At 63.4% G+C, this 12,814-nt stretch carries 9 protein-coding genes and 1 pseudogene; 7 read left to right on the forward strand and 3 right to left on the reverse strand.

The features are described 5' to 3' along the window. From VGH68_RS22195 to VGH68_RS22220, 6 genes and pseudogenes are all read left to right on the forward strand, one after another. Positions 1-465, forward strand: a pseudogene (locus VGH68_RS22195) (hypothetical protein); the annotation flags it as partial. Positions 466-810: 345 nt separating this feature from the next. Further along, positions 811-1,572, forward strand: coding sequence for a hydratase (locus VGH68_RS22200; protein WP_331605864.1), 762 nt, complete (start codon positions 811-813; stop codon positions 1,570-1,572). An 814-nt stretch (positions 1,573-2,386) separates the two neighbouring features. After that, on the forward strand, positions 2,387-4,309 hold the full coding sequence (locus VGH68_RS22205) for a PrkA family serine protein kinase (protein WP_331605865.1): 1,923 nt from the start codon (positions 2,387-2,389) through the stop codon (positions 4,307-4,309). Positions 4,310-4,546: 237 nt separating this feature from the next. After that, on the forward strand, positions 4,547-5,818 hold the full coding sequence (locus VGH68_RS22210; RefSeq protein ID WP_331605866.1) for a YeaH/YhbH family protein: 1,272 nt from the start codon (positions 4,547-4,549) through the stop codon (positions 5,816-5,818). 230 nt (positions 5,819-6,048) lie between these two features. Then, positions 6,049-7,572: a SpoVR family protein gene (locus VGH68_RS22215; RefSeq protein ID WP_331605867.1), complete on the forward strand. Its 1,524-nt coding sequence runs from the start codon at positions 6,049-6,051 to the stop codon at positions 7,570-7,572. A gap of 339 nt (positions 7,573-7,911) precedes the next feature. Beyond that, positions 7,912-9,219 carry an MFS family transporter gene (locus tag VGH68_RS22220; RefSeq protein ID WP_331605868.1) on the forward strand — a complete coding sequence of 436 codons (1,308 nt, stop codon included), beginning with the start codon at positions 7,912-7,914 and terminating at the stop codon, positions 9,217-9,219. 228 nt (positions 9,220-9,447) lie between these two features. On the opposite strand, the gene VGH68_RS22225 is transcribed toward VGH68_RS22220, so the two are convergent. Both VGH68_RS22225 and VGH68_RS22230 read right to left on the reverse strand, forming a co-directional pair. Next, entirely contained in the window at positions 9,448-9,675 is a 228-nt protein-coding gene (locus VGH68_RS22225; protein WP_331605869.1) for a hypothetical protein, read from the reverse strand. 177 nt (positions 9,676-9,852) lie between these two features. After that, a complete protein-coding gene (locus VGH68_RS22230; protein WP_414696972.1) occupies positions 9,853-11,253 on the reverse strand; it encodes a DHA2 family efflux MFS transporter permease subunit in 1,401 nt (466 codons plus the stop codon). 168 nt (positions 11,254-11,421) lie between these two features. Here VGH68_RS22230 and VGH68_RS22235 point away from each other — a divergent pair, with 168 nt between their 5' ends. Next, positions 11,422-12,282: a LysR family transcriptional regulator gene (locus VGH68_RS22235; protein WP_331605871.1), complete on the forward strand. Its 861-nt coding sequence runs from the start codon at positions 11,422-11,424 to the stop codon at positions 12,280-12,282. A 33-nt stretch (positions 12,283-12,315) separates the two neighbouring features. On the opposite strand, the gene VGH68_RS22240 is transcribed toward VGH68_RS22235, so the two are convergent. Beyond that, positions 12,316-12,753, reverse strand: a complete 438-nt coding sequence (locus VGH68_RS22240) for a carboxymuconolactone decarboxylase family protein (RefSeq protein WP_331605872.1) — start codon at positions 12,751-12,753, stop codon at positions 12,316-12,318. Positions 12,754-12,814: the final 61 nt, after the last annotated feature.

Consider the following 12,814-nt stretch of genomic DNA (forward strand, 5'->3'; position numbering starts at 1 on the left):
CAGAGCGGCGGCATCGACCAGGTGGCGCGCGCGGTCACGCAGATGGACGAGGTCACGCAGCAGAACGCCGCACTGGTGGAGGAAGCGGCTGCCGCGGCGTCGTCGCTCGAGGAACAGGCGGCGCGTCTGCGCAGCACCGTCGCGGTGTTCCAGGTCGACGACAGCGGCGCGAACACGCGCCGTGAGCCGGCCGTCGCGGCGCCGAAACGCGAGGCACCGAAACGCCCGGCGCTGACGGGCGCGGCTGCGGGCGCGGGCGCGGCGCGGGCACGCAAGCCTGCGCCGACCGGCACGCGCACGGCGTCGCCGGCCAAGGCGCCCTCGGCGAGCGGGGCGGCGACGGCTGGCGCTACGCCTGGCCAGGCGCCGGCAGCACCCGCAGCCCCCGCGCGGGCATCCGCCAAGGCGGCTGCGGTTGCGGCCGCGCCGGCGGGCGGCGGCGATCAGGGGTGGGAGACGTTCTGACGTTGCGGCGGCGCGTCGGGTCGCTGTCGCGCCTCTGCGCGTGGCGAAGCGGCGCAACCTCCGTTCCCGAGCGCACGCGTTCTCTCAGCATCGCGGCGCGCCAGAAAATCGCGAACTGTGTTCCAGACACCGCGCGTGCGCTCGCATCCGCGGTGTTTTTTCGTGCCGCGCGAACGAATTAACGTTTGCGACGCACGCGCGCTTCCCTGGTGCGCGCCGCGATCCGGTACATTGACGGGCACGGTCACCACCGAGGCCCGCGGCAGTCAGCACCGCGACGCGTAACTTCCCACATACTGCCAGGCCCCTATGAACCCTTCCATGCGCCAGCCAGAAAGGACCGACATGACGCCACACGACCTTGCGCAACGCCTCGTCGACGCGCGCCGGCAGCATCGCCCGATCGATGCACCGGCACCCGACAGCCTGCCGCCCGATGCGGCGACCGCCTATGCGATCCAGCAGGCGGTCATCGCGGGGCTGGGCGAGTCGACCGGCGCGTGGAAGATCGGCGCGAAGGCGCCCGGCGGCGCCGCGTCGGGCGCGCCGATCCCCGCGTCGCTGGTCGTGCCGTCGCCGGCACGGCTTGCGCGTGACGGCTTCTTCCGGGTGCTGATCGAGCTGGAAATCGCATTTCGCTTCACCGAGACGATCGCGCCGCGCGGCCAGGCGTATGCGCGCGACGAGGTGCTGGCGAAGGTCGGCGTCGTACTGCCGGCCATCGAGATCGTCGATAGCCGCTTCAGCGAGTGGCCGAACGTCGCGCCGCTCGCGCAACTGGCCGATGCGCAGAACAATGGCGCGTTGGTCGTCGGTCATCCGGCCGCTTACGCGGGACTCGCGCGCGGCTTCGATTTCGTGTCGCCGGAACTGGAGCTGAGCTTCAATGGCCGCTCGCTGCTGCCGGAAGCGACCGGCAATCCGGCGGGCGACCCGCGCGAACTACTGGTGTGGTTCGTCAACCATTGCGCGGCGATGGGTATCATCATCGAGCCAAACTGGACACTCACCACCGGCTCGTACGTCGGCGCGCACAAGGTGGACGAACCGGGCATCGTGCGCGGGCATATCGATGGCCTGGGCGAAGTGGAGATCGAACTGACGTGAACGAACAGAGCGGAGCGGTGCGGCTGCGCTTGTAACCGTTGGTTACCGCGCATCATTGAAACGGCTGCCAGAACGGGCGGCCGTTTTTATTTCTGATAGCGTGAAACGGTAGCGGCTGCAAATCGTTCACGCGCAAGCCGTGTGCGCGCCGGATGGAAACCGTTGCGGGCGATGTAGATGAAGGGGTGGACGTGATGCGCGTATTGCACTTTCGTGCGCGCCTGTCCGTATTACACATATGAAGGCATCGCGATTCGCAGCCGTAATCCAGTCATGCAATGGTTCTCTTGGAGGCGTGTCAAGCGGGGGCGCGCAAGCGGCGGCCCCTGCACGGTGCGGAACCAACGTCATCGCGTGATGACGAAGCGCCTGACAGTGTGACTCGACGTGTCACCACAGCGTGCGCAACGTGCGCAATCGAACATCGGATATGTAACAGCTTCGCGTCCGTGTCGACCACATGCCCGGGGCGCGCGTTGTGGATGATAAGCGCGGGACCCGCATGCGAACCGGTGGGTGCGCATACGGCGATCGTTCGATCGCCCAGCGACGGTGCGGGAACGGGATGTGCAACAGCATGGCGACGCAATCGATCGCTCGATGCGACGCAGCGTTGCAAAGATGTCGAGCATGATCAACGAATAGCGACGCGCGGTCGAACAGAACGGCAGTGCAACACACCACGGCACGGCGCGATTTTCGCAACGTAGTCCGTGAAAAAAAATTTAAAAGGGTTTAGGATGAATTCGAGCGATGTCGTTTCCGAATAGCGCGCCGCGCACGACATCGCTCCAGACTTCGGCGAGGAGGTAGCATGGATATCTACAGCAGTTTCGCGACCCGCTTCGAGAAAACACGGGAGGACGAACTCTCGCTCGAGGAGTATCTCGCGCTCTGCAAAGACAATCCCGCCGCGTACGCCACTGCTGGCGAACGCATGTTGACGGCAATCGGAGAACCGGAACAGATCGACACGCGCAACGATCCGCGTTTATCGCGTATCTTCGCGAACAAGGTCATCAAGGTATACCCCGCGTTCCGTGAGTTCTACGGAATGGAAGAGGTGATCGAGCAGGTGGTCGCCTACTTCCGGCACTCGGCCCAAGGGCTGGAAGAAAAGAAGCAGATCCTGTATCTGCTGGGTCCGGTCGGCGGCGGCAAGTCGTCGATCGCCGAACGTCTGAAGCAACTGATGGAGCGCGTGCCGTTCTATGCGATCAAGGGCTCGCCCGTCAACGAGTCGCCGCTCGGGCTGTTCGATTACGAGGAAGACGGGCCGATTCTCGAAGAGCAATATGGCATTCCACGCCGCTACCTGAAAAGTATCCTCAGTCCGTGGGCGGTCAAGCGCCTGCATGAATACAACGGCGACATCCGCAAGTTCAAGGTGGTGCGCCGCTACCCGTCGATCCTTCGCCAGATCGGTATCGCGAAGACCGAACCGGGTGACGAGAACAATCAGGACATCTCGTCGCTGGTCGGCAAGGTCGACATCCGCAAGCTCGAACAGTACGCGCAGGACGACGCCGACGCGTACAGCTATTCGGGCGGCCTGTGCCTCGCCAATCAGGGCCTGCTCGAATTCGTCGAAATGTTCAAGGCGCCGATCAAGGTGCTGCACCCGCTGCTTACCGCGACCCAGGAAGGCAACTTCAAGGGCACGGAAGGGTTCGGCGCGATTCCTTTCGACGGCGTGATCCTCGCGCATTCGAACGAGTCGGAGTGGAAGGCGTTCCGCAACAACCGCAACAACGAGGCGTTGCTCGACCGGATCTTCGTCGTCAAGGTGCCGTACTGCCTGCGCTACAGCGAAGAGATGAAGATCTACGAGAAACTGCTGCGCAATTCGTCGCTTGCCGATGCGGTATGCGCGCCGGGCACGCTGAAGATGATGGCGCAGATGTCCGTGCTCACGCGTTTGCAGGAGCCGGAGAATTCGAGCCTGTTCTCGAAGATGCAGGTGTACGACGGCGAGAATCTGAAAGACACCGATCCGAAAGCCAAGTCGTACCAGGAATATCGCGACTTCGCGGGCGTGGACGAAGGGATGACCGGTGTGTCGACCCGTTTCGCGTTCAAGATCCTGTCGCGCGTGTTCAACTTCGACTCGACCGAGGTCGCGGCCAATCCGGTGCATCTGATGTACGTGCTCGAACAGCAGATCGAGCGCGAGCAGTTCCCACCGGAGACCGAGCAGAAGTATCTGTCCTTCATCAAGGACGTGCTCGCGTCGCGCTACGCGGAGTTCATCGGCAAGGAGATTCAGACCGCGTATCTGGAATCGTATTCGGAATACGGTCAGAACATCTTCGACCGCTACGTCACCTATGCGGACTTCTGGATTCAGGACCAGGAATTCCGCGATCACGATACGGGCGAAAGCTTCGATCGTGCCGCGTTGAACGCCGAACTCGAAAAGATCGAAAAGCCCGCGGGCATCAGCAACCCGAAGGACTTCCGCAACGAGATCGTGAACTTCGTGCTGCGCGCGCGGGCTGCGAACGCGGGCAAGAACCCCGCGTGGATCAGCTACGAAAAACTGCGCGTGGTGATCGAAAAGAAGATGTTCTCCAATACGGAGGAACTGCTGCCGGTTATCTCGTTCAACGCCAAGGGCTCGGCGGAAGAGCAGCGCAAGCACGAAGACTTCGTCAATCGGATGGTGGCGAAAGGCTATACGCCGAAGCAGGTACGCTTGCTGTGTGACTGGTATCTGCGCGTGCGCAAGTCGTCATGACGCGCTCATGATGCCTCGCGTGTGCCGCTCGTACAGTTTGGCCGTACGGGCAACCGGCGAGATGCGAGCCGCACGGACATAGCGCGGCTGTCCAGGCGGCGCGCGTCTTGCGCACCGAAACGAGCGCTGTTGCTTGGCACCGGAGTCAGCGCGAAAGCGCTAACCCCGGTGGATCGCTGTGCGTGGGACCGGGGTAAGCGCTGAAGCGCTAACCCCGGTCGACACAGGAGACTTGGCGTGCTTCATCAAATCATCGACCGCAGGTTGGCTGGTAAGAATAAAAGCATTGCGAATCGCGAGCGTTTTTTGCGCCGCGTGAAGAACTACATTCGTCGCGCCGTTTCGGAGGCGGTGCGCGATCGCAGCATCAAAGATATCCAGAACACCCAGAGCATCACCATTCCGCGCAAGGACATCGCGGAGCCGTCGTTCCGGCATGGGCCCGGCGGCCGGCGCGAAATGGTGCATCCCGGCAATTCCGACTACATCCGCGGCGATAAGATCCAGCGCCCGCAAGGCGGCGGAGGTGGCGGCGGTGGCAGCCAGGCCAGCAACGATGGCGAGGGCCAGGACGACTTCGTGTTTGAACTGAGCCGCGAAGAGTTCATGCAGTACTTCTTCGACGATCTCGAACTGCCGCGTCTGGTCAAAACCCATCTGATGGCCGTGCCGACGTGGAAAAGCATCCGCGCAGGCTGGGCCGCCGAGGGTACGCCGAACAACATCGACGTGGTCCGTTCGCTGCGCAGTGCGCTCGGCCGGCGCATTGCGCTTGGCGCGCCGCTCGTCAACCAGCTGCATGAAATGGAGCGGCAACTCGACGAGATGAAGGCCGACCCCGCCGACCGCCGCGAAGAGATCAAACTGCTCGAAGAAGAAATCCACCATCTGCGCGGGCGCATCTGGCGGATTCCGTTTATCGATCCGTTCGACCTGCGCTACGTGAATCGCGTGAAGCAGCCCACGCCGTCGAGTCAGGCGGTGATGTTCTGCGTGATGGACGTGTCCGGCTCGATGGACGAGCAGCGCAAAGATCTCGCGAAGCGCTTCTTCATCCTGCTGTACCTTTTCCTGAAGCGCAATTACGAGCGCATCGAGGTCGTGTTCATTCGCCATCACACGCGCGCCGAAGAAGTCGACGAAGACACCTTCTTTCATTCGACCGAAAGCGGCGGCACCGTGGTGTCGAGCGCGCTCGAACTGATGCGCAAGGTGATGGACGAGCGCTACTCACCGACTGAATGGAACATTTACGGCGCGCAGGCCTCGGACGGCGACAACTGGACCGACGATTCGCCGAAGTGCCGCAAGATACTCAAGGATGACATCCTGGAGAAGGTGCGCTATTTTGCCTATATTCAGGTGACGCCCGAAGAGCAGAACCTGTGGCTCGAATATGCGCAGCTGGCGTTGAGCCAGCCGCATATGGCGATGAAAAAGGTCGAAACCGCAGCCGACATTTATCCGGTGTTTCGCGAGCTGTTCGAGAAGCAGGTGGCGACTTCGTAGCGGCATGCCCGTTGCGAATGGGTCGCCATGCAACGAAGCGCGGCCACTCGTTCGACAGATGCGTATCTGTCGGATGAAACGGCGGCGCGACGAAACCAAGGCGTGCCGCAGCGAGAGTCGGGGCATGCCCAGGTGCGAGCGGACACGGTAGCCGCTCAAGCCGGAGCAGTCCGCAGCGCTGCAGCACGGGACACACCGGAACGCCCAATCCAGGGCAAAAGGAAGTCCGTATGAACGTAGCCGATAGAAGACCTCTGCCGTGCCCATCCGACTGGACCTTCGAATTGATCGAAGAGTACGACTCGCATATCGCCCGTGTTGCGGAGCAATACGAACTCGATGTGTATCCGATCCAGCTCGAACTCATCAGCGCCGAACAGATGATGGATGCGTACGCGTCCGTCGGGATGCCCGTGAACTATCGTCACTGGTCGTTCGGCAAACACTTCCTTGCCACCGAGAAAAGCTATCGCCGCGGCCAGATGGGGCTCGCGTACGAAATCGTCATCAATTCCAATCCCTGCATCGCGTATCTGATGGAAGAGAACACGATGACGATGCAGGCGCTTGTCGTCGCCCATGCGGCTTATGGCCACAACTCGTTTTTCAAGGGCAACTATCTGTTCAAACTCTGGACGGATGCGCACGCGATCGTCGACTACCTCGTCTATGCGAAGAACTACATCGCGGAGTGCGAGGAGCGCCATGGGCTCGACCGCGTCGAGGAACTGCTCGATTCGTGCCATGCGCTGATGAACTACGGGGTGGACCGTTATAAGCGCCCGCAGAAGCTGTCGCTCGAAAAGGAATTTGCCGCGCGCCGCGAGCGCGAGGCGTATCTGCAATCGCAGGTCAACGAACTGTGGCGTACGTTGCCCGCGCGGCATACGCCGTTACCGGAAGAGGTCGAGGGGCGTTATCCGCCCGAGCCGCAGGAAAATCTGCTGTATTTCGCGGAAAAGAACGCGCCGCTGCTCGAGCCGTGGGAGCGCGAGGTGATCCGCATCGTGCGCAAGATCGGCCAGTACTTCTATCCGCAGCGCCAGACCCAGGTGATGAACGAAGGCTGGGCGACGTTCTGGCACTACACGCTGCTCAACACGATGTATAACCAGGGCAAGCTCGAAGACGGCTTCATGATGGAGTTTCTCCATTCGCATAGCAACGTCGTCTATCAGCCGCCGGTCACGAAGCCGTATTACAGCGGAATTAACCCGTACGCGCTCGGCTTTTCGATGATGAGCGACATTCGCCGCATCTGCGAATCGCCCACCGACGAAGACCGCAAATGGTTCCCGGAACTGGCCGGCAGTCCATGGCTGCCCGCGATGCACTACGCGATGCGCAACTTCAAGGACGAGAGCTTCGTCGCGCAGTATCTGTCGCCGCATCTGATCCGCGAAATGCGCCTGTTTTCAGTACTCGACGACGACATGCGCGACGCGCTCGAAGTGTCGGCGATTCATGACGACAGCGGCTACCAGTACGTGCGCCAGGCGCTGTCGCGGCAGTACGACATTCACCATCGCGAGCCGAATATCCAGGTGTGGGCGGTGAATACGCGCGGCGACCGCAGTCTCACGCTGCGGCACTTCATGAGCGACAACCGGCATTTGTCGCCGGATAGCGACGAAGTGCTCAAGCACATGGCGCGGCTGTGGCAGTTCGACGTGTATCTGGAAAGCGTCGACGAGAACGGCACGGTCAGAAAGCGCTACGAGTGCCGGTACGTGCCGCCCGCCGTCAGGATGTGATGTTTCGGCGCCACGGCGGATCAGCACACCGTTTGTAAGCCTGTCCGTTGCGCACCGTTCGTCTGCATTAATTCGAGGCCCCCGCCAGTCGCAAGACTGGCGGGGGCTTTGCCGTTGTTGCGCCGCAGATCGCCGCGTCATCCCGTGCCGGCTCCTACCCAGGGCTTTCCTGCAGGCTTGCTGACAAAAGCCCATCTTTTGCTTTCGACTATGTAAAATTCGCGCACACGTGGCCGGGGAGGGGCGTGCGGAAACCCGCGCGCGCCTGCCTGACGTGCGCGTACTCAAAGGCGGCGCGTCGACCGCCATCCCCGTTTCAGAATAAGGACAGACATCAGCATGAACGACCTCACCGATCAATCCGTCATGGCTTCGAACCACGACACCCGGCGCCGCATTTTCGCGATCGTCGGCGCTTCATCGGGCAATCTCGTCGAGTGGTTCGACTTCTATGTGTATTCGTTCACGGCACTGTATTTCGCGCCGTCGTTCTTCCCGAGCGGCAATCCGACGACCCAGTTGCTGAACACGGCCGGCGTGTTCGCCGCCGGCTTCCTGATGCGGCCGATCGGCGGCTGGTTCTTTGGCAGGCTGGCCGACAAGCGCGGCCGCCGCACCGCGATGATGGTCTCGGTGTTCATGATGTGCGGCGGCTCGCTGGTGATCGCGATGCTGCCCACCTATGCGCAGATCGGCGCGCTCGCCCCGGCGCTGCTGCTGCTCGCGCGGCTGTTGCAGGGGCTGTCGGTCGGCGGCGAATACGGCACCAGCGCGACCTATATGAGCGAGGTCGCGTTGAAGGGCCGGCGCGGTTTCTTTGCGTCGTTCCAGTACGTGACTTTGATCGGCGGCCAGTTGTTCGCGCTGCTCGTGCTCGTGGTCTTGCAACAGGCGCTGTCGACCGAACAGCTCAAGGCATGGGGCTGGCGCGTGCCGTTCGTGATCGGCGCGATTGCCGCATTGGTCGCGCTGTATCTGCGCAAATCGCTCGATGAGACCACCACTGCCGCGACGCGTCAGCGCAAGGATTCGGGCACGCTGCGCGGGCTATGGGACCACAAGGCCGCATTCGTGACGGTGCTGGGTTTTACGGCCGGTGGCTCGCTGATCTTCTATACGTTCACCACGTATATGCAGAAGTACCTGGTCAACACCGCGGGCATGCACGCGAAGACCGCGAGCGCGGTGATGACCGGGGCGCTATTCGTCTACATGCTGATGCAGCCGGCGTTCGGCGCGCTGTCGGACCGTATCGGCCGACGCCGCTCGATGCTGTGCTTCGGCTTGTTCGCGACGATCGGCACCGTGCCGCTGCTGCATGCGCTGAAGGACGTCACGGATCCCTACGCGGCGTTCGGGCTGGTGGTGCTGGCGCTGGCGATCGTCAGTTTCTATACGTCGATCAGCGGCCTGATCAAGGCGGAAATGTTCCCGCCGCAAGTGCGCGCGCTCGGCGTGGGGCTGTCCTATGCGGTGGCGAATGCGATCTTCGGCGGCTCGGCGGAATATGTCGCGCTGTGGCTGAAGCAGGCCGGCGTCGAGACGATGTTCTTCTGGTACGTGACGGCGATGTGCGCGATCGCGGGCCTCGTGTCGTTGCGCATGCGCGATCCGTCGACCGAAGGGTATCTGCGCAACGAGCCCTGAATGGCGGATGCGGCGCCGCGCCGCAAATCGCGGCGTGCCGATGCAGCGAAAGCGGCGTGAAGCGTGGTATCAAGCGCGGCATCAAGACCGGCATAGAGGGTGGCATCAAGACCGGCACCGAAGCTGATGCGGCGCGGAACAAACGTCCGCTTACAGAAAAGCGCGGACGGTCAATTTTTGCGGCCCGGCGTTGCGCTGCAGCAACGCGGGTGCGTGCCAACTCTTGGTTCAACCGGGGGTGGGCTCGCCTTCGCCCGGCTGCTTGCCCGGATGGTCCGCGGGTGACTGCTTGCGGCCTTCGTCCTGACGCTCGGGCATTTTGCTGTGCTCGTTATCGTTATGCACCGCCTGGTGAGGATGGGCGAAGTCCTCGGTCTGCTGGCCCGGGTTGCCTTTCGATTCGTCTTTGACCGCTCTGTTTGCTTCGCCTGTGGCTTTGTCGTCGGCTTTGCTCATGGCTGCTCTCCTGGAGGGACGTCAAGTTACGGCAGCAAGGCGCGGACCTGAACGGGCGAACTCGCGTGGCGGCCCACGAGGGACGAGGCGACAGGCGTGAGCTTTTCAGACTTCAGCCCGTCAGAGTGGTACCGAGATCAAGTGACCGAATGCGGTTCAACACACGCGCGTGGCGCGTCAACGTCCGGCGCTTTGCGCGGCCTGACCCCGCATCAGTCGCGCGCCGGACGGATCGTCGAGATGACGGAAGATCCACGCGGAGACCAGCGTGATCAGCCCGACACACACGAAGGCGAGGCGAAACCCGAGTGCGGCCGACCCCCATTGCGCGGACAACAGATTCACCAGCCCGCCGCCGATCGATACGCCGAGACCGATCGCGAGCATCTGCACCATCGAAAACAGGCTATTGCCGCTGGCCGCGTCTTCGCGCGTGAGGTCCTTCAGCGTGACGCTGTTCATCGCCGCGAACTGCATCGAGTTGGCCGCGCCGAACACCGCGAGGATCGCGATCTCGACGATCAGCGGCGTGCCCGGCGAGATCACCGCAAACGCGACGATCGACGAACCGACGATGACCGTGTTGACGAGCAGGAACGTTTCATAGCCATAGCGGCGCACGAGCGGCGCGATCCAGCGCTTCGCGAGCGTGCCGGCGATCGCCGCGGGCAGCATCATCAGACCCGAATGCAGCGGCGAATACCCAAGCTGCAATTGCAGCAGCAGCGGCACGAGGAACGGCACCGCGCTCGACCCGACGCGGCACACGAGATTGCCGACCAGGCCCACGCTGAAATTCGGCTCGCCGAATAGCGACAGCCGGAAAAGCGGATCGCGCCGGCTTTTCGCGTACGGGATGTAGGCGAGCGCGCTCGCGACGGCCAGCGCGAACAGCCCCGCCGACCATGCGGCGCGATGCGAGGCGACCGGCGTATCGATGGCGAGCGAAAAGGCGATCATGCACAGCGACAGCAGTGTGCACCCGAGCACATCGAAGGGCGGTGCTTCCGCCTCGTCATGCGAAGGCAGAAAGCGGTGCACCGCGTACAGACCGACTGCGCCGATCGGCACGTTGATCAGGAAGATCCAGTGCCAGCTGATCGCCTGCACGAACCAGCCGCCGAGCGTTGGCCCGGCAATCGGCCCGAGCTGCCCGGCAATCGACGTGAACGCGAGCGCCGACACGTACTGTTCGGCCGACACGCTGCGCAGTATCGCGAGCCGTCCGATCGGCAGCAGCATCGAGCCGCCGAGGCCTTGCAGCACGCGCGCGAGCACCAGTTGGCCGAGCGTATGCGCGCTCGCGCAGCAGATCGAGCCGAGCACGAACACGAGGATCGCCGCGAAGTACACGCGGCGCGTACCGAAGCGGTCGGCGAGCCAGCCCGACGCGGGGGTGAGCATGGCCATCGTCAGCGTGTACGCGACCACTACCGGCTGCATGGCGAGCGGCGCGACCTGCAGGCTGTGGGCAATCGACGGGAGGGCGGTGTTGACGATCGTCGTGTCCAGCGACTGCATGAAGAAGCCGGCGGCGACGATCCAGAGTAACGCGGAGTGGGTGGAATCCTTGGTCATTTTCAACGGCGCGCGCGGTGGCCGCGGCGGCAGCGGCGGCGGTGTCAGCGCCGCCCGCATAGGGAAATCGGGAATTGCGTCATCTTATTGTCATCGGCGTCAATCGGGAACCCCACTAGGGTCGCTGACTGTTATCGACATTGCCGATAAGCAGCGCGACAATCGCGCATGCTCAATCCGATCTGGCTGAAGACCTTCTCGACGGTTGCCGCGTGCCACAGCTTCACCGAGGCCGGGCGGCGGCTCCAGCTGACGCAATCGAGCGTCAGCGAACATATCCGCCGGCTCGAACAGAGCGTGGGCCGGCGGTTGTTCGTGCGCGACACCCATTCGCTCGCGATGACACCCGACGGCGAAGCGATGCTCGCGCATGCGAGCGTGATCCTGCAGGCGCTGGCGCGCGCGGAATCGCAGTTTCGCGCGCCGCGCCTGAAAGGGCGCGTGCGCCTGGGCTCGTCGGACGACATCGCGCTCGGTCCGCTGCCGACCGTGCTCGCGGCGTTTCGCAACGCGCATCCGGACGTCGAACTGGAAATCACGATCGGCATGACCGGCAGGCTCTACGAACTGCTCGACGCGGGGGCGATCGATCTGCTGGTCGGCAAGCGCCGGCTCGGCGACCGCCGCGGCGTGCCGCTTTTCACCGGCCGGCTCGAATGGCTGGCACGCGCCGGCACGCTGATTGATTTGAGTCAGCCGCTGCCGCTTATCCTCGTCGCCGAGCCGAGCGTCACACGCGCGGTCGTGCTCGAGGCGCTGGCCGAAGTCGGCGCGAGCTGGCAGATCGTCTGCACGAGCAGCAGCCACTCGGGCTGCATCGCCGCAGCGCGCGGCGGCCTCGGCATTACGGTGCGTCCGCAGTATCTGGCCGCGCGCGGGCTCGCGCCGCCGTTGAACGCGTCCGCGCTGCCGGCGCTGCCCGCGGTGGAATTCATCGCGCTCGCCGCGAAGCGTTTGAGCCGCCCGGCCGGCACGCTGCTGCAACTGCTGCACGATAGCGATCTGCGCGGCTCGTGGATCGGCGAGTGAGACACGGGCGTGGATGGCCTCACGCGTTACGCGTTACGCGGGCAGCTTGCGAAACGAAATCGCGAAGCGGTTCCATGCGTTGATCGTCGAAATGACGAGCGTCAGGTCGACCAGTTCCTCGTCGCTGAAATGCGGGCGCACCGCGTTCCACGCCGCATCGGGCACGTGGTCGTGCGAGATCAGCGTGAGCGCTTCGGTCCATTCGAGCGCCGCGCGTTCGCGGTCGGTGAAGAACGGCGTCTCGCGCCAGACGACGAGGGCCGCCAGACGCCGGTCGGTCTCGCCGCCCTTGCGCGCATCGGCTGCGTGCATGTCGACGCAAAATGCGCAGCCGTTGATCTGCGATGCGCGCAGGCGCACGAGGTCGGTCAGCGATTTTTCGAGCGCCGATTTGCCGATGCGCTCTTCGAGACCGAGCATCGCCTTGATGACGGCGGGGTTAGCTTTATAGAAGTCGAGGCGGGGTTCCATGATGGGCTCCAGAGTGAAGTTCGAGGTCGGGAAAACCGGAGCTGCGGACAGGACCGGTGTC

The organism is Paraburkholderia sp. (assembly GCF_036488505.1).
Taxonomy (GTDB): domain Bacteria; phylum Pseudomonadota; class Gammaproteobacteria; order Burkholderiales; family Burkholderiaceae; genus Paraburkholderia.